Source organism: Mesorhizobium sp. CNPSo 4661, from assembly GCF_057784215.1.
Window position 1 is genome coordinate 45,002 of record NZ_JBWGIO010000006.1, and the last position, 21,469, is coordinate 66,470.

General features: G+C 64.6%; 25 protein-coding genes. 6 read left to right on the forward strand and 19 right to left on the reverse strand.

What is annotated here, in order from left to right:
- The 17 genes from fliF to AC0YKC_RS10430 all read right to left on the reverse strand — a co-directional run bounded on the left by fliF (position 1) and on the right by AC0YKC_RS10430 (position 14,762).
- Positions 1 to 1,659 (reverse strand): flagellar basal-body MS-ring/collar protein FliF, encoded by a 1,659-nt coding sequence (gene fliF, locus AC0YKC_RS10350; protein WP_434723845.1) that lies wholly within the window; start codon positions 1,657 to 1,659, stop codon positions 1 to 3.
- Between the two features lie 176 nt (positions 1,660 to 1,835).
- Entirely contained in the window at positions 1,836 to 2,906 is a 1,071-nt protein-coding gene (locus tag AC0YKC_RS10355; protein WP_434723844.1) for a flagellin N-terminal helical domain-containing protein, read from the reverse strand.
- 256 nt (positions 2,907 to 3,162) lie between these two features.
- A complete protein-coding gene (locus tag AC0YKC_RS10360; protein ID WP_320293186.1) occupies positions 3,163 to 4,149 on the reverse strand; it encodes a flagellin N-terminal helical domain-containing protein in 987 nt (328 codons plus the stop codon).
- 245 nt (positions 4,150 to 4,394) lie between these two features.
- Entirely contained in the window at positions 4,395 to 5,126 is a 732-nt protein-coding gene (fliP, locus tag AC0YKC_RS10365) for a flagellar type III secretion system pore protein FliP (protein WP_040997123.1), read from the reverse strand.
- Positions 5,123 to 5,617 carry a flagellar basal body-associated FliL family protein gene (locus AC0YKC_RS10370; RefSeq protein WP_488510997.1) on the reverse strand — a complete coding sequence of 165 codons (495 nt, stop codon included), beginning with the start codon at positions 5,615 to 5,617 and terminating at the stop codon, positions 5,123 to 5,125. Before AC0YKC_RS10370 ends, fliP begins: the two co-directional genes overlap by 4 nt.
- 18 nt (positions 5,618 to 5,635) lie before the next feature.
- Positions 5,636 to 6,340, reverse strand: a complete 705-nt coding sequence (gene flgH / locus AC0YKC_RS10375) for a flagellar basal body L-ring protein FlgH (protein ID WP_320293189.1) — start codon at positions 6,338 to 6,340, stop codon at positions 5,636 to 5,638.
- On the reverse strand, positions 6,337 to 6,942 hold the full coding sequence (locus AC0YKC_RS10380) for a MotE family protein (protein ID WP_488510998.1): 606 nt from the start codon (positions 6,940 to 6,942) through the stop codon (positions 6,337 to 6,339). The genes flgH and AC0YKC_RS10380 overlap by 4 nt, the downstream gene beginning before the upstream one ends.
- Before the next feature lie 8 nt (positions 6,943 to 6,950).
- Positions 6,951 to 8,039 (reverse strand): flagellar basal body P-ring protein FlgI, encoded by a 1,089-nt coding sequence (locus AC0YKC_RS10385; protein ID WP_320293759.1) that lies wholly within the window; start codon positions 8,037 to 8,039, stop codon positions 6,951 to 6,953.
- Positions 8,040 to 8,188: 149 nt separating this feature from the next.
- Positions 8,189 to 8,710, reverse strand: coding sequence for a flagellar basal body P-ring formation chaperone FlgA (gene flgA / locus AC0YKC_RS10390; RefSeq protein ID WP_488510999.1), 522 nt, complete (start codon positions 8,708 to 8,710; stop codon positions 8,189 to 8,191).
- 6 nt (positions 8,711 to 8,716) lie between these two features.
- Entirely contained in the window at positions 8,717 to 9,505 is a 789-nt protein-coding gene (gene flgG / locus AC0YKC_RS10395; RefSeq protein ID WP_320293192.1) for a flagellar basal-body rod protein FlgG, read from the reverse strand.
- Between the two features lie 4 nt (positions 9,506 to 9,509).
- Entirely contained in the window at positions 9,510 to 9,839 is a 330-nt protein-coding gene (fliE, locus tag AC0YKC_RS10400; RefSeq protein ID WP_320293193.1) for a flagellar hook-basal body complex protein FliE, read from the reverse strand.
- Complete coding sequence (flgC, locus tag AC0YKC_RS10405) at positions 9,839 to 10,255, reverse strand: flagellar basal body rod protein FlgC (RefSeq protein WP_434723840.1); 417 nt, start codon at positions 10,253 to 10,255, stop codon at positions 9,839 to 9,841. Before flgC ends, fliE begins: the two co-directional genes overlap by 1 nt.
- Before the next feature lie 2 nt (positions 10,256 to 10,257).
- Positions 10,258 to 10,638 (reverse strand): flagellar basal body rod protein FlgB, encoded by a 381-nt coding sequence (gene flgB, locus AC0YKC_RS10410; RefSeq protein WP_320293195.1) that lies wholly within the window; start codon positions 10,636 to 10,638, stop codon positions 10,258 to 10,260.
- Positions 10,639 to 10,724: 86 nt separating this feature from the next.
- Positions 10,725 to 11,504 carry a hypothetical protein gene (locus tag AC0YKC_RS10415; RefSeq protein WP_488511000.1) on the reverse strand — a complete coding sequence of 260 codons (780 nt, stop codon included), beginning with the start codon at positions 11,502 to 11,504 and terminating at the stop codon, positions 10,725 to 10,727.
- Positions 11,485 to 12,906, reverse strand: a complete 1,422-nt coding sequence (gene fliI, locus AC0YKC_RS10420) for a flagellar protein export ATPase FliI (protein ID WP_488511001.1) — start codon at positions 12,904 to 12,906, stop codon at positions 11,485 to 11,487. The genes AC0YKC_RS10415 and fliI overlap by 20 nt, the downstream gene beginning before the upstream one ends.
- Before the next feature lie 4 nt (positions 12,907 to 12,910).
- Positions 12,911 to 13,633 carry a flagellar basal-body rod protein FlgF gene (gene flgF, locus AC0YKC_RS10425; protein ID WP_320293198.1) on the reverse strand — a complete coding sequence of 241 codons (723 nt, stop codon included), beginning with the start codon at positions 13,631 to 13,633 and terminating at the stop codon, positions 12,911 to 12,913.
- Positions 13,634 to 13,640: 7 nt separating this feature from the next.
- Entirely contained in the window at positions 13,641 to 14,762 is a 1,122-nt protein-coding gene (locus tag AC0YKC_RS10430) for a DUF1217 domain-containing protein (RefSeq protein ID WP_488511002.1), read from the reverse strand.
- 147 nt (positions 14,763 to 14,909) lie between these two features.
- On the opposite strand from AC0YKC_RS10430, the gene motA reads away from it, so the two are divergent.
- The 6 genes from motA to AC0YKC_RS10460 are packed head-to-tail and all read left to right on the forward strand — an operon-like array spanning position 14,910 to position 19,794.
- The gene (motA, locus tag AC0YKC_RS10435) at positions 14,910 to 15,785 is read left to right on the forward strand and encodes a flagellar motor stator protein MotA (RefSeq protein WP_112096303.1); all 876 of its coding nucleotides are present in this window, start codon (positions 14,910 to 14,912) and stop codon (positions 15,783 to 15,785) included.
- 34 nt (positions 15,786 to 15,819) lie between these two features.
- On the forward strand, positions 15,820 to 16,758 hold the full coding sequence (locus AC0YKC_RS10440; RefSeq protein WP_488511003.1) for a FliM/FliN family flagellar motor switch protein: 939 nt from the start codon (positions 15,820 to 15,822) through the stop codon (positions 16,756 to 16,758).
- 30 nt (positions 16,759 to 16,788) lie between these two features.
- Complete coding sequence (fliN, locus tag AC0YKC_RS10445; protein ID WP_320293201.1) at positions 16,789 to 17,169, forward strand: flagellar motor switch protein FliN; 381 nt, start codon at positions 16,789 to 16,791, stop codon at positions 17,167 to 17,169.
- A gap of 43 nt (positions 17,170 to 17,212) precedes the next feature.
- The gene (locus tag AC0YKC_RS10450; protein ID WP_488511004.1) at positions 17,213 to 18,235 is read left to right on the forward strand and encodes a flagellar motor switch protein FliG; all 1,023 of its coding nucleotides are present in this window, start codon (positions 17,213 to 17,215) and stop codon (positions 18,233 to 18,235) included.
- Between the two features lie 24 nt (positions 18,236 to 18,259).
- A complete protein-coding gene (gene flhB / locus AC0YKC_RS10455) occupies positions 18,260 to 19,342 on the forward strand; it encodes a flagellar biosynthesis protein FlhB (protein ID WP_320293203.1) in 1,083 nt (360 codons plus the stop codon).
- 17 nt (positions 19,343 to 19,359) lie between these two features.
- Complete coding sequence (locus tag AC0YKC_RS10460; RefSeq protein WP_320293204.1) at positions 19,360 to 19,794, forward strand: hypothetical protein; 435 nt, start codon at positions 19,360 to 19,362, stop codon at positions 19,792 to 19,794.
- A gap of 126 nt (positions 19,795 to 19,920) precedes the next feature.
- Here AC0YKC_RS10460 and AC0YKC_RS10465 read toward each other — a convergent pair whose 3' ends face one another.
- Entirely contained in the window at positions 19,921 to 20,691 is a 771-nt protein-coding gene (locus AC0YKC_RS10465) for a helix-turn-helix transcriptional regulator (RefSeq protein ID WP_488511005.1), read from the reverse strand.
- Complete coding sequence (locus tag AC0YKC_RS10470; RefSeq protein WP_320293206.1) at positions 20,688 to 21,398, reverse strand: helix-turn-helix transcriptional regulator; 711 nt, start codon at positions 21,396 to 21,398, stop codon at positions 20,688 to 20,690. Before AC0YKC_RS10470 ends, AC0YKC_RS10465 begins: the two co-directional genes overlap by 4 nt.
- Positions 21,399 to 21,469: the final 71 nt, after the last annotated feature.

Below are 21,469 nucleotides of genomic sequence, written 5' to 3' on the forward strand. Positions count from 1 at the left end.
CTAACCCACGGCTTCCGGAGCAGCAGCCCATTTGCGCAGGATCTGGGCGGTGCGCTCCTCGTTGAGGTCGACCATGCGGGCAAGCCGCTCTTGCGGCGCCGGCCGGATCTTCTGGCGCAGGTCGTCGAGCGGGGTTGCGCCGGCGCGCGCGCCGGGCAGGGCGCCGGCCGGGGTCTCGGCGGTGATCGCCGCGACGGGCGCATCGGGCGTCGGCAAGGAACGCTGCACGTCGTCGAAGCTCGGGCCGGCAATGGCCGCGGGCTTCGCCGACGCCGTCAGCGCGGAGGCCATCGGCTTCAGGCCGAAGAAGGCCACCAGGAAAACGACGACGATGAAGGCGCCGGCATTGATCAGCGTGCCGGCATGGGTGCCGATCGAGGCGAGGATGCCAGGCTGATCGATCGGCTCGCCGTCGAGGCCGTTGATGAACTCGACCGCCGACACGTCGATGATGTCGCCGCGCTTGTCGTCGAAGCCGGTCGCCGAGGCGACCATCTTCTGGATCTCGGCGACGCGCTTGGCGATCTGCTCCGGGGTGGCGTCCTTGCCGAGGATGGTCTTGAGGCGATCCTGGTTGACGACGACCGCGATCGACATCTTGTTGACCGTGTAACCGTTCGAAACGGTCGCGATCTTCTTCGAATTGATCTCGTAGTTGGTGATCTCTTCCTTGCGGTCGTTCTGCGAGGTGGATTGCGGTCCCTCGGTGGTGGTGGTCTGTGTCTCGGGCAGGTTCTGCTCGACGCTGGTCGGGGTCGAGGCCTGCTTCTGGTTGCTGGCCTCGTTGGTCTTCACCGACTGCACCGAACGCTCGACGCGTGAGTTCGGATCGAAGATCGTCTCCTCGGTCTGGCGCGTGTCGGTGTTGACGTCGGCCTTGACGCTGGCGCGGAAATTGTCCGGGCCGAGATAAGGGGTGAGCGCGCGGCGGATGTTGTCGCCGATCTGCGCCTCGACCGTCTGCTCAACGCCGAGCGTGCGCGCGGCGCTCGTATTGGACGGGTCGTCGCCGGCGGCCAAAAGGTTGCCGTTGGAATCGAGCACAGTCACCTTGTCGGCCGAGAGGCCGGGAACGGCCGCGGCGACGAGGTGGCGGATCGACATGGCGCTCTTCTCGGCATCGTTGCCGGCATAGCGGATGACCACCGAGGCGGAGGGCTGCTGCTCGTCGCGGCGGAAATTGGCGCGCTCGGACATGACGATGTGGACGCGCGCCGCCTTGACGCCGGAAATCGACTGGATGGTGCGCGCGATCTCGCCTTCCAGCGCGCGCACGCGGGTGATCTGCTGCATGAAGGAGGTGAGGCCGAGCGAGCCGACATTGTCGAACAGCTCGTAGCCGGCATTGGTGCTGGTCGGCAGTCCCTTCTCGGCAAGCAGCATGCGCGCCTGCGCGGTGGTGCCGGCCGGCACCAGCACGGAGGTTCCATCGGAGCCGACATCGAAGCCGATGCCGGCGTCGGCCAGCACCAGGCCGATCTGGTTGACGTCGGAACGATCGAGGCCGACATAGAGCGTCTCATAGGCCGGCCGGTTGAGATAGACGGAAGCGATTCCGATGACGGCCATCACCAGGGCAGCGATGCCGCCCATCAGCGCCAGACGCCGCACGCCGAAGCTCTTCAAATTCGCGATGACGCTCTGGATCTGTTCCGGCACGATTCAACCGCTCCCAGCATGACTGTCCGCCGGAAGACTAGACCGCGAAGCTTGTGCGAGGATGATAGGTGTGCCGCCGGAGAGCCGCCAAAGTGTCGAACCGGCGTCTTGTCGAGCAACGAAAAAACGGCCGCGCCTCAGGCGCGGCCCTTCGCTGGTCGGAATAATCCGGCGGCTTAGCCGTTCTTGAACAGCTGCAGGATCGACTGCGAGGAGCCGTTGGCGATCGACAGGGATTGTATGCCGAGCTGCTGCTGGACCTGCAGCGCCTGGAGGCGCGTCGATTCCTTGTTCATGTCGGCATCGACGAGTTGGCCGACGCCGCGGTCGATGGAGTCCATCAGGCTCTGCGTGAAGGTCTTCTGCAGGTCGATCGAGCTCTTGGCTGCGCCGAGCACGGTGGCGGCGTCGGTAAGCTGACTCATGACATGGTCGATCTTGGTGACCATTTGCGTGATGATGTCGTCGGTCACGCCCGTTGCCGTGATGTCGAGATTGAAGGCGGAGACGTTGTCGATCTTGACGGGCGTGCCCGACACAGCGCCCTGGGCTGTAATGTTGGCGGCGATGTCGGTGGCGCCGCCGGCGATGGCGGTAGCATAGGCGGCGTCATACGCCGACTGGTCCGCCGCCGTGGAGTAGATCGAAGTCTTGCGATCGAGAATGCCCTGGTTCTTGACGTCGGTGGAGAGGCCGTTGTCGAACAGCTTGGTGCTTTCGATATTGATGTCGATCGTTCCGAGCGAAATGGCGCCGGACGACGAGCGGTTGAACGAGGAGACGATCTTGGCGTCGGACTGGACGCCGTCATTGGCGGCCGCGACCTGCTTGGACGTCACCGAAAGGAAATTCGAGCCGGAGAAGGTGGCGGCATCGGCAAACGACTTCATCTGCGCCTGTAGCGCGGTGATTTCGGTCTGCGTCTTAGCCTTGTTGGCATCCGACTGGCCGACACTCGACAGCAGCTTGGTCTTGATCTGGCCGATCGTCGAAATGACGTTGTTCATGCCGGTGTAGGCGGTGTCGACCTTCGAGGCGCCGAGTCCGAGCGCGTCCTGCACGGTCGACAGGGCCGAGTTGTCGGAACGCATCGTGGTGGCGATAGACCAGTAGGCGGCGTTGTCGGCGGCCTCGGAGACCCGGTAGCCGGTCGAGATTCTGGCCTGTGTCTGCTGGAGCGATTTGTTGGTGGCGTTGAGGCTTTGAAGTGCAGTCAACGCCGCAGCGTTCGTCATGATGCTCGCCAAGAAACTCGCTCCTTCTCAAAAGCCGGCATGCCACACAGGCCGGTTCGGCCTGTCCATCGGTTGCGATCGTGCCGGTCGGGCCGATTCGACAACCTAAGTGATTGGTTAACCATACCTAGCGCGATATGGTTAATGGCCTGTTAAAAGTAGGCTTCCGAGAGGTTAAGGAACGAGGGTTGCGCGAGCCTTGAGCAAACGCAAATCGGGCCGCGCTTTTGGCGCGGCCCGATGCTTTGGCCTTGTCAATATAGAGCGATCAGCCGCGGAAGAGCGACAGGATCGACTGCGACGAGCCGTTGGCGATCGACAGCGCCTGGACGCCGAGCTGCTGCTGAACCTGCAGCGCCTGGAGGCGGGTCGATTCCTTGTTCATGTCGGCATCGACGAGCTGGCCGACGCCGCGGTCGATGGAGTCCATCAGGCTCGAGGTGAAGGTCTTCTGCAGGTCGATCGAGCTCTTGGCGGCGCCGAGCTTGGTGGCGGCGGTCGTCATGTCCTTCAGCGCTGCGTCGACGACGTTCATCATCTGCGAGATCTGAGCGTCGCTGGCGGCGGTGGTGCCCGTGAAGATGGACAGGCTGGAAACCGAATAAGTATCGCCGGCTACGGGAGCGGCGCCCAGGGTCGGGTTCTGTGCCGTGGCGGTCGTAGCGCCGGTGGTGCCGAGGCGAGCCGCATCGAGAATGCCCTTCGAGGTCGGGGCAGCGCCCGCGTCATAGAGCTTGATGCTTTCCACGTTGACGTCGATCGTCGAGATTGAAACCGCGCCCGTGGCGTCGCGGTTGAAGGCCGAAACGATCTTGACGTCGGCAGCGGTACCCGAGGCCGTCGACACCGACAGCATGTTGGTGCCGGAGAAGGTGGCGCCGTCGGCATAGGCCTTCAGCTGGTCCTGAAGAGCTTTGATTTCAACCTGCGTCTTTTCCTTCGAAGCATCCGTCTGGCCGTAGGAGGCGGTCAGCTTCTGCTGGATCTGGTTGATCGTGGTGATCGCGCTGCTCATGCCGGTGTAGGCGGTGTCGACCTTCGAGGCGCCGAGGCCGAGCGCGTCCGAAACGGTGGACATGGCTTGGTTGTCGGAGCGCATCGTGGTGGCGATCGACCAGTAAGCGGCGTTGTCGGAAGCCTGCGAGACGCGATAACCCGTCGAGATGCGGGTCTGGGTGGTCTGGAGCTGGTTCTGGGTATTGTTGAGGCTCTGCAGCGCGGTCAACGCAGCGCTGTTGGTCATGATACTGGCCATGGTACTCGTACCTTATTTTTACACGGATTTTTTTGACATACCGGCATGTCCGGTATGACGGTGCGGCATCATGCCAATGACCGCTCAACTGGGTCACCCGCCATCTGCGAGCGACTATGGCGGGAAGTCCCTACCAAAGACCTAAATGGGACGGTTAATCGAAAATAATGTCAGGAAGACTTGCGCGCACTTTGCTCAAGCGGTCGAGACTTTGCGCACGCTTTCGCGTGGTCCGGGGGAAACGATCAGGTGAAGGATCGCACCAGGCTGCCGACCAGAAGGTTCCAGCCGTCGATCAGCACGAAGAACAGGATCTTGAACGGCAGCGACACCACTGTCGGCGGCAGCATCATCATGCCCATGGCCATGGTGACGGTGGCGACGATGAGGTCGATGACGAGGAACGGCAGGACGATGAGGAAGCCGATCTCGAAGCCGCGCCGGATCTCCGAGATCATGAAGGCCGGCACCAGGATGCGCAGGTCGACGGTCTCGCGCGAGACGGTCTGGCCACGCTCGCGGGCGAGGTCGGCGAAGAGGTCGAAATCCTTGTCGCGCACATTGTGCAGCATGAAATCGCGGAACGGGCCGGAAATCTTCTCGAACGCCTCGGCCTGCGTGATCTGGTTGTCCATCAACGGCTTGACGCCGGTGTTCCAGGCCTGGTCGAAGGTCGGCGCCATGACATAGAAGGTCATGAACAGCGACAGCGAGATCAGGATCAGGTTGGCCGGCGTCGATTGCAGACCGATGCCGGCGCGCAGGATCGAGAAGGCGATGACGAAGCGGGTGAAGCTCGTCACCATGATCAAAAGGCCTGGCGCCACCGAAAGCACGGTGAGCAGGCCGAACATCTGGATCAGATAGCCGACGGTCGTGCCGTCGGCCTTGCCGATGCCGCCAAGATCGAGCTGCTGGGCGGCAGCGACGGACGTGGTGACGACGATAAGCGCGGTCGCTATAAGGAACTTTCTCATTCGAGCAGCATCGTCCTGACGAGAACCTGTTTGACGTGGCCGCCGCTGCGCAGCGCCGCGCGCTCCTCGAGATCGGCCTTGAGATGCTGGTAGCCGCTGGCGCCTTCGATCTGATGCAGCTTGAGTGTGCGCACATAGGCGAGCAGGTCCTGCTGGATCTGCTCGGCCATTTCCGGCGGCTGGGGAGCATCGTAGAGCAGCGACGTCTCCAGCCGGATCCAGACGTCCGACGGCGAAGCGAGATTCGTGGTGATCGCCGCCAGCGGAACCAGTGTCGGCCCGGCGACCGCCTTGCCGCCTTCGGCGAGTTTTTCAGCGGTGCCGGCATTTTCCGGCGCCGCGGGCACCGGCGCCGGCGTTTCGCCTTGCTTGAGATAGCCGCCGGAAAGCCAGCCCATGCCGACGGCCGCGCCGGTCATGGCCAACAGCATGGCGAGCTGGATCACCAGGGAAGGTCCCTTCTTGGGCTGGACCTGCTCGAGATTCGCCATGGCAGCGCTCTCCCGGGCCTAGAAGGGAAGAACCTGGTCGAGGACCTGCTGGCCATAGGCCGGCTGCTGGACCTCGCTCACGCGGCCTCGACCGCCATAGGAGATGCGCGCCTCGGCGATGCGCTCGTAGGGGATGGTGTTTTCGGCGCCGATGTCGGACGGACGAACCATGCCGGCGATGGTCAGCACCCGAAGCTCGTAGTTGACGCGAACCTCCTGCGAGCCCCTGATCATCAGATTGCCGTTGGGCAGCACCTCGGTAACGACGGCGGCGACGTTGAGGGCGAGGTCCTCCGAGCGCTTGATCTCGCCGTCGGCATTGGTCTCGGTGCTGGAGCTCAAGCCGGCGTCGCCCTTGCCGCTGGTGCTTGCCTTTTCCCAGCCGAGATTGATGTCGTAGCCGAGCTTGCGCGCGGCGGTGCGGCTGCGGTCGTTCTGGTTCTTGAAATTGGCCCTGTCGTTGAGCTTGATGTTGACGGTCAGGATGTCGCCGGCGCGCAGCGCGCGCGGATCGGTGAAGAGCCGGCTCTGGCGATCGTCCCACAGCGAGAATTTCTTCGGCCGCGAGGCAGGCGGCTCGGGGTAGCTGTACGGGCCCGGGCCGCCGTCACTGATGCCGGAACCGACCGGCGACAGAGCGGGTTCCCTGTTGATCTCCCTGAGATCGGTGCCGCAGCCGGTCAGGGTGGCGAGGGCGACCAGGGCGAGCAGTTTCAACTTCATGACGGATCAACCCTTCGCGCCGCGCTGGCCATGATGCCGGTGAGCGTCGCCGCCGCCTTCTGGTCCATTTCGTTCAGGATGACGCCGGCCTTGCGCGAGTCCAGCTTCATCAGGATGGCCGCCGCGAGTTCGGCATTGACCATCGCCAGGCGTTCGGCGGCGGCATCGGGCTTCATGCCGGCATAGATCTTGACGACGCCGTCCTCGGCGCGCGCCAGGAACACTTCGCGGCGCTTCAGCCATTCCTCGTATTCGGCCCGCTTTGCTTCAAGCGCTTTCATGCGCTCGTCGATGCCGGCTTGTAGCTGCTTCAATTCCTCGGCCTGAAGAGCGTAGCGGCGGTCGCGCGCGGCGTCCGCGATGTTGGAGCAGAAACGCTGTACCTCGCTTTCGTCAGGCGCCTTCCCGTCCGCAAGCGCGGCCGGCTGAACCGGCACGGTCTCGCGCTTGAGCTGGGCCGGCTGAAGTGGCGCCTGTCCACCGGGCAATATCTGGCGCACCTCGTCGGCGCGGGCGACGGTCGCACCCAGCAGAGCAACGATCACCCCGGCGGCGCAGAGGCTCAGGTGACGATGCGGTTTTGAGGAGAAGAGCGCGTTCATCGGCGTGCCTATTGGAGAACCAGGTCGGCCTGAAGGGCGCCGGCCGATTTGATGCCCTGCAGGATGGCGATGATGCCGTCGGGCTTCACGCCGAGGCGGTTGAGGCCGGAGACAAGCGTTTCGAGATCGGGGCCGTCGAGCACTGCGACGCGCGCGTCGGGCCGGCTCGCCTGGATGGCGGTGAAAGGCTCGACCGCGGTCTGGCCCCTGGAGAAGGGTTCCGGCTGGACTACCCTTGGCGCTTCGGTGATGCGCACGGTGAGCGTGCCATGGCTGATCGCCACGCGCGAGATCCTGACATTGTTGCCGATGACGATGGTGCCGGTGCGCTCGTCGATGACGACACGGGCAGGGGCGTCCGATTCGACGACCAGATTTTCGATCTCGGCATAGAAACGCGCGGCGGAGACGTTCTTCGGTCGTCTGATCTGCACGGTGCGGGCATCGCGCTCGGCGGCGACGCGCATGCCGAAGCGCTGCGAGGTGTAGTCGTTGATGGCGTCGGCGATGCGGATGGCGGTCGAGAAATCGGGATTGCGCAGTTGCAGCGTCAGCACGCCCTGATCGTCGAATTCAGCCGGCACGGCGCGCTCGACGATGGCGCCGTTCGGCACGCGGCCGGCGGTCGGCACGCCTTGCGTCAGCTGCTGGGCCTGGCCTTGGGCGGTGAAGCCGCCGACGATCACGGAGCCTTGCCCGACGGCATAGATCTCGCCATCGGCCGCCTTCAGCGGCGTCATCACCAGCGTGCCGCCGGCAAGCGAGGTGGCGTCGCCCATCGAGGAGACATCGATGTCGATGCGGGCGCCCGACTGGACGAAGGGCGGCATGTTGGCGGTGACGATGACGGCGGCCACGTTCTTGGCGCGCGCGCTGCCACCCTCGGTGGCGATGCCGAGATTCTCAAGCATGGCGCGGATCGACTGTTCGGTGAAGGGCGAGTTGCGCAGGCTGTCGCCGGTTCCGGCAAGGCCGATGACCAGGCCGTAGCCGACCAGCTGGTTGTCGCGCGCGCTCTGCAGCTGCGCGATGTCCTTGATGCGCGCGGCGACCTGGCCGGGCGGCAGCGTGCTTGGCCCGGTCGAGACCCGGAACATGCGCTGGGTCGTTGCCGGATCGTATTCCGGATCGTCGTAGACGCCGCCGTTCTTCTGCGCGAGCTCGCGCTTGGCCTTGGGCGTCAGCCCATCCGCCAATGCCGGCTGAAGGCCGATGGCAGTGCTCAGCAGGAGGGCAAGCACGCGCATCACGAAGCGCCGACCTGGATGGTGCCGTCGGCCATCACCGTGCCCGAGATGATCTTGCCGCTGTCGATGTTGCGGATCTTGATCTGGTCGCCGGCGGCGCCTGGCTGCAGCGTGACGCCGGCCGCCGAAATGGTGAGCGCGCCGGCGGTGAAATAGACCTGCACGGACGCGCCCTGCTCGACCAGCCAGGCGTCGCGGATGGCGCTGACCGGGATGTAGCGGCCGGGCAGGAGCGTGCGCTTGGCGACCTTGCCCTGGAGTTCCTCGGTACGCGTCGCCATGCCGTCCGGCTTGTGCTTGCCGGGGATCAGCGTCACCTGCTTGAGCGAGGCGGGTTCGATGGTCTCGCCGGGATAGATGACCCTGTTGGGGATCAGCACGGCCTCGCCGACGGCCTGGCCGGCGGCGATCTGGTTCGCCGACTGGCCGGTCGCGTCCTGCGCGAAAGCCGGCGTGCCCGCGGCCACCAGGACCGTGGCCAGCGCGGCGCGACGCAGTGCGGAGGAGATCGGCCCGGCCATCGTCCGTTACCTGATGTTCTTGGAGACCACCGAGGCCATGTCGTCGGCGGCCTGGATGACCTTGGAGTTCATTTCATAGGCGCGCTGGGCGGAGATCAGCTCGGTGATTTCCTTGACCGGATCGACGTTGGAGGATTCGAGATAGCCCTGCTGGATCGTGGCGAAGCCGGGATCGCCGGGGACGCCGACATTGGCCGGGCCAGACGCAGCCGTTTCCTGGAAGAGGTTGTCGCCGAGCGGCGCCAGGCCCGCCTCATTGGCGAAGTTGGCGATCTGGAGCTGTCCGAGAAGCTGGAGGTTAGTCTGACCGTCCAGGCGGGCAAAAACCTGGCCGGTCTTGTTGACGATCACCTCGACGGCGTTGGTAGGCACGGTGATGGCCGGAATGACATTGGCGCCGTCGACCGTCACGAGCTGCCCGGTGGCATTGGTGTTGAAAGCGCCGGCGCGGCTGTAGAGCGTGCCGCCGTCGGCGCCCTCGATCTGGAACCAGCCCCTGCCGGTCAACGCCAGGTCGAAACTGTTGCCGGTGCTGGCCAATTCACCTTGCGTGTGGACGTTGCGCACCGCCGTCGTCTTGACGCCGAGGCCGATCGAGACGCCTTCCGGCACCAGCGAGGTGTTGGAGCGGTTGGGCACGCCCTGCGTGCGGTCGACCTGGTAGAGCAGGTCGGAGAATTCGGCCCGCGCCCGCTTGTAGCCGGTGGTGTTGATATTGGCGATGTTGTTGGCGATGACTTCCAGGTTGGTCTGCTGGGCGTTCATGCCGGTGGCGGCGATGGCAAGGGCTTTCATGGTCCTAGATACTCATGCGGCTGATTTCGAGATAGGCCGAGACGACCTTGTCGCGGATGGCGATGGTGGTCTGCAGCGCCTGCTGGGCGCTCATCACCGCATCGACGACCTGGCGCGTGTCGGCATCGCCCTTGAGCGCCTGTATCGACATCTGCTCGGCGCCCTGCAGCGTGTTGACGGTCTTCGTCGCCGCCTGGCTGAGGACGTCGGCGAAGGTGCTGCCGAGGCCTTCGCTGGCCTGCGTTCCGATGCCGCCCTGCAGCAGGTTGGGTGAGGCCGACTCCGCCCCGTCAACCGCCGTTTTGAATTGTATTGCCCCGATACCGCCGATCATTACTGGTTCCTCATCAGGTCGATGGTCATGGAAATCAGATCGCGAGCCTGCTTGATGACCTGCAGGTTGGCTTCATAGGAGCGGTTCGCCTCGCTCATGTCGGCCATTTCGACCAACGTGTTGACGTTGGGCATCTTGACGTACCCTTTGCTGTCGGCGGCTTCATTGCCGGGTTGGAATTCGATCGGGAAGTCCGAAGGGTCGCGGGAGATCGCGCTGACTTCCACCAGCGAGCCGCCGGTCGCGCGGTCGACCTCGGACTGGAAGGTGATCGTTTTGCGGCGATAGGGGTCGGCGCCCGGCGTGCTGCCGGTCGACTGGGCGTTGGCGAGGTTTTCCGAGACCACGCGCAGGCGCTCCGACTGGGCGCCAAGACCGGATGCCGCGACTTTGAGGGCTGCAGTAAGGGCGTCCATGATCAGCTCTTCACCACCATCGTCATCATCGAGTGGAAGGCTTTGACGATCGCCGTGTTGAGCTCGAAGGAGCGGCGGACCTCGCCGGCCTTCATCAACTCCTGCTCGACAACCACGGTGTTCTTCGAAGGCATGATCGCGCCGTCAGCGTCTTCCGGCTTGACGTTGAAGCCGGCATTGGCCGTTTCGGCGCCAAGGTGGCCGGTCTGCGTGGCGGCAAGCGTCACCGCGGTCCGGTCGAGGACCTTTTCGAAGGGCTCGACGTCATTGGCCGTGTAGCCCGGCGTGTTGGCATTGGCGATGTTGGAGGCAATCGCCGACTGGCGCACGGCCAGCCATTGCGACTGCCGCGTGGCAAGATCGAAAAGATTTACGGGTTCCATGGGAATCTCCCGGGCAATTACGCACAAGACTAGGCGGCCAGTCTTGCGCGGACCTTGCGCGGGATGGGTCACGCGACCCGGCGCCGTTACCTGGAGAGCTGGATCACCTTGTCGGCGCTGGTGACGATCACCCACTTGCCGCCGCGCTGCTCGATCGAGGCGACGCGGCTGGAATCGGGCAGGACAGAGCCACGCTGGACGATCCACAGACCGGTATCGTCCTCGATCATGGCGCGACCGTTGGCGACATGCACCATCTTGAATTCCGAAGCGGCGGCCGGGAAGGGCTGGTCGCCGGGCGGCGGCGCGGGGTCGTCCTGCACCGTTCCGGTGGCGAACAGGTCGATATCGGCGTTGGGAACGTCCTTGGCCGTCAGTGGCCCGCTGCGTTCGGCCACGACGCCACCGCCCGCGCGTCCGGAATTGCTGCCGCTGCCGCCGAACTTGATCGCCTGAACGCCGAACTGCTCCTGATTGAAGAAGATATACCAGGGGAACAACGCGCAGATCAGGCCGAGCGTGATCCCAAGCGCGGCGATGACGAAATCGCTGCGGCGATCGGCGCTCTTGTCGGCCAGGCGCGGGAACTGGGCTTTCGGCGGCTCCGGCCATTCGGTCCGGGGAAAGAGGCCGTCGAGCAAGGAATCGCGGCTGGCCTGTGCAACGTCGGCGGTGGAAGTCCGCGGTGGATGCGGCCTGTCGGCTTTGGTCAGAAGCGCTGTTGCCTTCTCCGTCCTGGCGCGGGCGGCCCTATCCTTGGCAAGCCTTGCCGCGTCGGCCTCGGCTCTTTCCGCCGCCTCGGCCTCGGCAAGCATGTCGCGCAACATGCGCTCGGTGTATTGGAGCTCAGTCTCCTTGATCGCCATTCAGCTTCCCCTTGAGATGGCGGGCGAGGTCGGCGAACGGATCGGCCGATGCGCGGTCCCTCGGCGATTGCGTGAGCGCCTCGTAGATCACCGGCACCTGGCGCACCGCGTTGTCGAGCTCGGCATCGGCACCGCTTTGATAAGCGCCCAGCAGACGGATGTCGCGCGTGTCCTCGAAGCGCGCGATCATCGATTTCAGCCTTGTCACCAGCATGCGCTGCTCGGCGCTCCAGGCCTTGTCGGCGAGGCGGGAGATCGACGACAGCGGATTGACCGGCGGATAACGGCCCTGCTCGGCAAGCGAGCGGTCGAGCACGACATGGCCGTCGAGGATGCCGCGCACCGAGTCGGCGACGGGATCATTGTGGTCGTCGCCGTCGACCAGCACGGAAATGATGGCGGTGATCGAACCCCTTCCTTTAACTCCGGGGCCCTCGGCTCCAGGCCCGGCGCGTTCGAGCAGCTTCGGCAGGTCGGTGAAGACCGAGGCCGGATAGCCGCGCGCGACCGGCGGCTCGCCGGTTCCGGTCGCCACCTCGCGCAACGCATGCGCGAAGCGGGTGATGGAATCCAGCACCAAGAGCACGCGATGGCCTTGGTCGCGGAAATGCTCGGCCACGCACATGGCGGTGTCGGGCGCGCGGCGGCGCATCATGGCGCTTTCGTCGCTGGTGGCGACGACGGCGACGGTCTTGGCCATGCTCTCGGCGCCGATCGTGTCCTCGAGGAATTCGCGCACCTCGCGGCCGCGCTCGCCGATCAGCGCCACGACCACCGTATCGAAAGCCTCGGCGCCGGCCAGCATCGCAAGCAGCGTCGACTTGCCGACGCCGGAACCGGCGAAGATGCCGAGCCGCTGGCCGAAGCAGAGCGGAGTGAAGATGTCTATCACCCTGACGCCGGTGAGGAAGCCGGTGCCGACGCGCTGGCGCGCCAGGGCGCCCGGCGTCGCGGCATGCCCGACCTCGGCGGCATTCGGCCTGATCAGCGGCGGTCCGCCGTCAATGACGCGGGTCAAGGCATCGATGGCGCGCCCGCGCCAGGAGACATGCGGCGTGACGGCGAGCGGGCCGCGGCGAAAGACGGCGTCGCCGATACCGGCATCGGCGCTGCGGTCGAATGGCGCGACCACCACCTCGTCGCTGCCGATCTTGACGATCTCGCCGCGGCGTGTGCCGGCCTTGCCGCGCTGCTCGACGATGTCGCCGAGCCTGGCAATTCCGGACAGGCCGCGGACCTTGTAGTGCGTCGGCGATATCTCGGCGACGCGGCCGCCGCGCGCAAGCAGCGCCTGCGGATCGTCGAACCGCCGCCAGACGCGTTCGAGCGCGGCCAGCCTGTCCGTGTGCCCGGTATCCGCCGGGCTCTCCGAAGCGCGCAACAGGGACGAGCCGGTCGTCATGCCGTCACTTCGAGCCGAGCGTCTTGATCGCGTCGTCGGTGGAGGAATCGGTCTGCCGCATCAGCGCCGCCGTGTTCTCGAAAGCGCGCTGCACCTGGATCAGCCGGGTCATTTCCAGCACTGGGTTGACGTTCGACTCTTCCAGAAACCCTTGAGCGACGCCGACGTCCGAGCGATCGGTGACAGGTTCGGGCGTGCGCGCCGGAACGATGCCCGAATTGCCATAGCGGACGAAATTCTCGCCGGGGTCGAAATCGTAGAGGCCGAGGGCTCCGACCAACTGGTCGTTCTGCCTGAGCGAGCCGTCGGCGCCTGCCTTGGGCGGGCCGTTGCGCGGATCGAGCTGGATCGGAGCGCCGCCGCTGTCCAACACCGGATAGCCTTCGATCGACATCAGTTCACCGTTCTCGTTCATGGAGAAACGGCCGTCGCGCGTCATCACCGTGCCGGCTGGCGTGTCGATGGCGAACCAGGCGTTGCCCTGGATGGCGAAGTCGAACGGGTTGCCGGTCTCGGTCAGCGCGCCATGCGCACCGGACAGGTAGGTCTTGCCGGAGGAGGCGAAGGAGACCGACTTCGACCCGGTGCCCGAGACCACGTCCTCGAACTTCACTCCGGTGGCGCGAAAGCCGATGGTCGAGGCGTTGGCGACGTTATCGGCGATGGTGTCGAGACGACGCTCGAGCGCGATCTGGGAGGAAAGGGCGACGTAAAGGCTGTCCTGCATGATCTTCTCAGAACTTCAACTGCTGCATGGCCATCATCAGATCGGTAGAGATGCCGACGGTGGTCGGCTGCGCGAAGAGCACGCTGACCGACGTCACGGCCGTCGAGGTCGGATGGGCGATCTCGTACATGCTGGTGAAGCGGGTCAGGAACTTGCTGAGCTTGGCCGGGTCGGTGAAGTCCTTGATGTCGAGCTTCTGCCCGAACAACTGCGCCTGCTTGTCGACGTCGGCGGTGGCGAAGGAATCGGGCAGGCCGAGCGCGCTGCGCACCACGCTGGCCAAAGCGGTGTCGGCCAGCACGTCGTACCAGCTGGTGATGTCGGGCGCCTTGCGCTGGAAATAGAGCGCCAACCGAACGCCTTCGTTGCTCTGGCCGGCATTCTCTTCCAATGTCTGGCGCAGATACATGTCGACGGTCGGCTGCTGCGCCGCAACGCGAGTGGTGGTCGTGTCGCCGTATTGCGCGAAGTTGAAAGCAGCGGCGAGCCCGGCATAGGCCTTGTTGGTTTGCTGGTTGGCGACGCTTTTGGGATCCTTCACGCCGCCTTGCAGGACGGACTTGATCAGGTCCTTGTTCTCGGTGGCCGAATCCAGGCCGAACGCGGCCAGCGCGTAAGTGTAGAGCCGGTCGTTCGACATCAGGTCGTCGATCGACTTCACCTTGGTGATGTTGGCGAGATAGTAGGTCGTCTCGCCTTTCACATAGTCCGAATTCGGATCGAGGCCGGCGATCTCGGCCTGTGCAGCGTAGTTCGCTGTAACCTGCTGCTGCGTCGGGTTGTAGACCGTCGCATTGGCGCCATCGGCGGCGAAGTTGAAGGCAGCGACGAACTGGGCGTAGCGCTTGTCGGTCAGCTTGTTGGCGAAGCTGTCGGTGTTGGAGACGCCTTCCTTCAGCGCCTTGACCATGAAGGCCTTGGCATAGTCCATGTCCTCCAGTCCGTAAGCCTTCATGGCATATTTGAACAGGCGGTCGTTGTTTACGAAATCGTCGATCGATTTAACCTTGCCGATATTGGCCAGATAATATTGCGTATCGCGATCGACCGTCGGCTGTTGCTCGACCTGGGTGATCGATTTGTTGATGTCTTTGGCGATCAACTGGTAGCTGGTGTAGGTACTGAGCAAGGAGACGCCTCCGGCCGAAGCTATCCCTGCACAATAGCGTCACTTCCTTGCGCGAAGCTGAATCGCGTTCGCTGCCTTCGATTCAAGCCTCACACAAGGCACGAGGACTATCCCTGATCCACGACGTGACATGCGGAAGGACCTGTCGTGGGCATTCTGATCGGACTTGTGGTGACGCTCGGCTGCGTTCTCGGCGGCTTCATGGCCATGGGCGGGCATCTGCATGTGCTGCTGCAGCCTTGGGAGGCGGTGGTCATCTGCGGCGCCGCGCTCGGGACCTTCCTCGTCGCCAATCCGATGAAGACGGTCAAGGACACCGGCAAGGGCATTCTCGAGGCCTTCAAGCAGGCGGTGCCGAAGGAGCGCGACTACCTGGAGACGCTGGGCGTCCTGCACAGCCTGATGCGCGAATTGCGCTCGAAGTCGCGCAGCGAGGTCGAGGCGCATATCGACAATCCGGAAGAGTCGGCCATCTTCCAGGCCTTTCCGACCGTGCTGAAGAACCACGACCTGACGAATTTCATCTGCGACTATTGCCGCATCATCATCATCGGCAATGCCCGTTCGCATGAGATCGAAGCACTGATGGACGAAGAGATCCAGACGATCCGCACCGACAAGCTGAAAGCCTATCACGCAATGGTCGCGGTCGGCGACGGTCTGCCGGCGCTGGGCATCGTGGCGGCCGTGCTCGGCGTGGTGAAGGCGATGGGCGCGCTGGACCAGTCGCCGGAAATCCTCGGCGGCCTGATCGGCGCGGCACTTGTCGGAACCTTCCTCGGCATCTTCCTGTCCTATGCGGTGGTCGGTCCGGTCGCCACCAAGATCAAGACGGTGCGCGAAAAGAAGAACCGCCTCTACATCATCGTCAAGCAGACGCTGCTTGCGTATATGAACGGCGCCTTGCCGCAGGTGGCGATCGAGTTCGGCCGCAAGACCATCTCCTCCTACGAGCGTCCGACGATCGATGCGGTGGAGCAGAGCACCATGAACGCTGGCGCGGCCGAGAAGAAGGCGGCCTGAGCATGCAGCGTCTCAGACAGGGCCGCCTGCCGTCATGACAAGTCCGGGCAGTCCTTCGCAAACCCGGGAGTTGATCATCGAGCGGCTCGTCGGCGACAGCGGCGAGGCGGCGCAGGTGATCGGCGTCGGCCGCGGCATGGCCGAGCGAGCGCTGCCGGTGCTGCAGAAGGCGCTTGCGGGCGAACTCGGCGCGCCGGTGAGCGTGGATCTCCAAGTGGTGGAGGTCGGTCGCGTTCCCGAGGCCCGTTCGCGCGCCGGCGACGCCTTTGCACTGAGCGTCGTCTCGTCGCCGGCTTCGGCCGACGCCATGACGCTGGTGATGGATGCGCAAGCGGTCGCCGTGATGGTGAGCGCACTGTTCGGCGGCGATCCCGACCAGCCGGTGGCGCCGATCGAGCGCGACCTGTCGCAGATCGAGGCCGATGTCGCGACCACCGTCTTCCAGGAGGTCGCGACGGCACTCAACGGATCCGGCAAACGTTCGCTCGACCTGCGCCTACCGGTGCCGAAAGCAATGTCCGGCAACGACGCGAGGCGGCGCGTGTTGCGCGACGGCGCCGCCGTGCGCATCGTCTATGGCCTCTCGACGCCGTCCGACAGCGGCACGCTCACGGTGATGATCCCGCAGCGCCTGCTGCTTTCCGCGCGCAGCAGCGACGTCGCCACGGGCGAGGGGGGCGAGGCCACGGAATTCGACTGGCGGGCCCGCTTCTCCGAAGAGGTGATGCGCTCGACCGTCCGGCTCGAAGCGACGATGCCGCTCGCCCGGCTGACGCTCGGCGACCTCGCCGCGTTCGAGCCCGGCCAGGTGATCGAATTCGAGGAGAACGCGCAGGTCAACGCCAGGCTCAGCGCCCGCGACAAGACACTGTTTGTCTGCGAGTTCGGCAAGTTGGGGCAGAACTATACCGTCCGCATCAGCCAACCGCATGATGCCGGGCAGGATTTCATCGACGGACTGCTGCCGGGCTGACGCCAGGCCTGGGATTCATGGAGACGACAGATGGCAAAAACCAAGGTGGAAGCCGAACCCGATCAGCCCGACGAACAGCTCGACCGCGCCATCGAGGAGCTGCGCGGCGTGCTGCGGGAAGAGGAAAAGCGCCCGGATGCCGCCCTGCAGTCGGGTGCGAATTCTTCGATCATCATGGCCATTCCGGTCGACGTGCAGATCATCCTGGGCAGCACCGAGATGCCGGTGTCGGAGCTGATGGCGCTGCAAAAGGGTTCCACCGTCGCGCTCAACCGCCGCATCGGCGAGCCGGTCGACGTCGTGGTCAACGGCCGCAAGATCGCGCGCGGCGAGATCACGGTGCTGGAAAGCGATCCGACGCGTTTCGGCATCCGGCTCACCGAAATCATCGCCGCGACGAAGAGCGCCTGAGAATGGCCGGCGTGCGGACCAACCGGCAGCGAGGGCAACACGCATGACGACGGCATTGGCGCTCACACGTCCGCAAAAGGCGGCGGCCATATTGGTGGCCATGGGCAAGCCCGCGGCCAGCCGCCTGCTCAAATTCTTCAAACAGGACGAGCTGAAGGCGCTGATCGAGGGCGCGCGTCTCTTGCGCACCATTCCGCAAGCCGATCTGGAGCGCATCGTCGCCGAGTTCGAAGCCGAATTCACCGAGGGCGCCGGCCTGCTCGATTCAGCCGACCGGATGGACACGATCCTCAATGAATCGTTGTCGCCCGAGGAGATGAGCGCCATCATGGGCGACAAGAAGTTCGAGCCGGTCCAGGAAGGACCCGCGCCGATATGGCCGGACCTCGAAAAGCTCGAGCCGGCGCGGCTTGGCGCCTTCCTTGCCGGCGAGCATCCGCAAACGTCCGCCATGGTGCTGTCGAAGCTCGCGCCGCAGACAGCCGCCAACGTGCTGCTCACCATGGAAAAGCCGATGCGCAGCCAGATCACCAAACGCATGGTGACGATGGCCAACATCCCGGACGCAGCATCGCGGATCGTCGAGAACCAGCTGCGCGTGAGCGTGCTGTCGCAGAAGGCCAGCAGGGACACGTCCGCCGGCCAGGAACGCGTTGCCAGCATGCTCAACGAAATGGCGAAGCCGGAGCTGGACGAACTCATGCAGGACCTGGAGAACGCCAACACGCCCGATCTCGCCGGCGTCAAGTCGCGTCTGTTCGCCTTCGACGACCTGCCGCTACTGCCGCAGAAAGCCCGGGTTCTGCTGTTCGACGGGCTATCGACCGAACTCGTCACGCTGGCGCTGCGCGGCGCGCCGCCGGAACTCGCCGAATCGGCGCTGTCGGCGATCGGCGCACGCTCTCGCCGCATGATCGAGTCCGAGCTTGGACAGGGATCGGAAGGCATTGCCCTTGCCGACATCATGGCGGCGCGCAAGAGCATATCGGTCGCTGCCATCCGGCTGTCGCGCGAAGGAGCTTTCGAGCTGCCTTCGACGCAGACCGCCCCCGCCGAAGCCGCCTGACGATAGCGACCCGGTCAGAGCGCGATGGCTGAAGCGGTCGACAAGGATTCCAAAACCGAGGAAGCCACAGAAAAGAAGATCCGCGACACGATCGAACAGGGCAAGCTGCCCCATTCGCGTGAGACCGCGATCTTTGCGTCCTTCCTCGCCATACTGGTTTTCGCCGTCTTCTACGCCAAGGACGCGATCGTCGATCTCGGCATGTTCCTGTCGACGTTCCTGGAAAAGCCGGAAGCCTGGCCGATGGACACCGAGACCGACGTCATCTCGCTCTACAAGCAGGTGATGACCGAGATCGGCCGCGCCGTGGTCAGCCTCTTGGTGCTGCTGACGGTTGCCGGCATCGGCGCCTCGGTCTTCCAGAACATGCCGCAAATCGTCGGCGAACGGATCAGGCCGCAGCTGTCGCGCATCTCGATCGCCAAGGGCTGGAGCCGGATGTTCGGCGCGCAGGGCTGGGTCGAATTCCTGAAGTCGCTTGCCAAGCTCGGCTTCGCCATCGCGGTGCTGAGCTTCACGCTCTCGGAAGATCATCGCAAGCTGCTTGCCGGCATGATCACCAACCCGGTCTCGTTCGGCATGGTCATACGCGGCATCTTCGTCGACATTCTTGTGGCGATCGTCTTCGTCATGGGGCTGATCGCGGTGATCGACATCGTCTGGTCGCGTTTCCACTGGCGGCGCGACCTGCGTATGACCAAGCAGGAAGTCAAGGACGAGCTGAAGCAGTCGGAAGGCGATCCGATCGTCAAGTCGCGGCTGCGCTCGCTGGCGCGCGACCGGGCGCGCAGACGCATGATGACGGCCGTGCCGCGCGCGACGCTGGTGATCGCCAATCCGACGCACTATTCGATCGCGCTGAAATATGTGCGCGAGGAAGATTCCGCGCCGATCGTGCTGGCCAAGGGACAGGACCTGGTAGCGCTCAAGATCCGCGAGATCGCCAAGGAGAACAACATCCCGATCTTCGAGGACGTGGCGCTCGCGCGCTCCATGTACAAGCAAGTTTCGGTTGATAGCGTGATCCCGTCGCAATTCTACCAGGCGGTCGCCGAGTTGGTGCGGATCGTCTACTCGAAAAAGGCCGCGCGCAAAGCAACCCAATGAACGGACGCCGCTAATCCATGGACCGGCAACCACACGCCAACTCCCGCGAGCTTATCGTCGCCAGCGCCATCGAGCCCGTTGTGGGCGAATTGAGGCTCATCGACGTGGCCGACTATATCGCCTTCATCCGGCTCGAGCATCTCGCCTGCCTGTCGGATCTGGTGGATTCGGCGGCCGAGCTTTACTTCCGGCCAGGCACGCTTCGCCTCGGCCATGGCGCGGAGGCGCATGTAGACTGGAGCGGCAGCCCGCGCATCGTGCTCGATCTCGAGCTGCGGCCACGCGGCGTGACGGTCTATTTCCAGCTGACGCTGACCGAGCACGAGGCGTCCGTGGTGGTCAACTATGTCTCGTTCGAGAAGCCCGGCGAGACGCCCGAGCACAACACGGCCTTGCTCGAGGACGCGATCGAAGAGGCTCGCATCCGCAGGACCGAGCCGCTGGCCTTTTGATTGCAGTCGTCCCAAACCTCGCTATGGCACGCTCAAAGCGCCGCGCGCTGAGACGGGTTCAGGCGACGCGCTTTAAGCCTTGGTTTTGATGCATGTCGCCCAAAACCGCTGCATGCATTGGTGCGGCTATTCGATCAGGCCGAGCCGCAACGCCTTGGCGACCGCCTGGTTGCGGTTGACCGCGTTGAGCTTCTGCGTCGACTGGGTGAGATATTGGTTGGCGGTATGTACCGAGAGCTTGAGGAGCTTGGCGATCTCCTCGCTGGTGTTGCCGTTGGCTGTCAGCTTGAGGCATTCGAGCTCGCGCTTGGAGATCGAACGCGTTTTGCCGGCGTCGCCGGGGCGGATGCGGGCGACCGCCGCGAAAAGCGCGAAGGAGCGGGCATGGATCTCGCACAGCATGTCGTCGGACAACGCGATCTCCGAGCCCAGGAAGACGACTAGCCCACATTGACCGCGATCGGCGTGCACCGGAAGGGCGATGCCGTTGGTGCCGGGCGCCAGCGGCGCGGTCGGCTCGGCCCAGGCGAGCGACTGAAAGACCTGTCGCGACCCGGCGGTGCCGTCGTCGGCCCACCAGCGCGGCGCCGTCGAGAGACGGCTGTGGCGCACCATATCCTCGCCATTGGCGCCGGAGATGAACTTGGTCGCGACCGCGGTGCCGGGATAGTCGGAATCGAAACACGCGACCAGTCGCGCGCGCTCGGGCGAGGGGCTGACGAAATAGAGCCCGAAGGCCGAGGCGTTGATATCGACGGCGATCCAGCGGCAACGCCGCACGGCATCCGGAATGGTGACCGCGTGATGGGTCTCCGAGCCGAGCGAGAAGGCGCCAAACGGATTGCGCTGATCGTTGAAAAGGGCGGCTGCCGCCTCTCTGACCTGTGCGTGCTTCAAATGATGCCGCTCCTGATCGCGGTCGCGATCGCCATCGCGCGGTTGCTGGCCGCGAACTTCTGGATGGCGTGCGTGATGTAGCTGTTGACGGTGTTCGACGAGACACCGAGGATGACGGCCACCTCATCGGTGGTCTTGCCTTCCGAGACCCAGAAGAGGCATTCGCGCTCGCGGTCCGAAAGCGGATCCTGCATCGATGCCGCCGCGATCAGCTGCGGAATGCTGGAAAGCGCGTAGCAGCATTTGAGCTGCGCCTTCATCAGGGCGGTCAGGTCGATCCTGCCCGCCTCGGCGGCCGAGAACAGCACGAACAGGCGCTGCCGGCCGACATTCAACTTCAGCGAATAGATTTCAGCGTGGCCGAGCACGTCGAGCAGGCGGGCTTCCTCACCGGTCAGCAATGCGCCGGCGTCAGGCGCGTGCGCCGCCACCAACGGCTTCGGGCGTATGCCCGGCGCCACGGTCAAGGGACCCAGCGCCAGATTGGCAATCAGCCTTTTGCCGATCAGCTCGATGGCATCGAAGATCCAGTTGGAGGAGACGATGCGCGCATCGTTGCGGTCCTGGTCATGCACGATGGCGACCAGCATGTAGCTGTCGGCGCCGATATCGGCGGCAAGCTGCATGAAGAAGGAGGTGAGATCGCCGCGCGACGTCAGGCGCGAGCCTGAAGTGTCGGGTTGGAGAAGCGCGGCGGGACTGCTCATTTTAATTCTTGGATTCTTGCCGGAATCGATCCTTGTGCCCGGTGTTGGCGAAGCCAACAGCCGGACCCGAA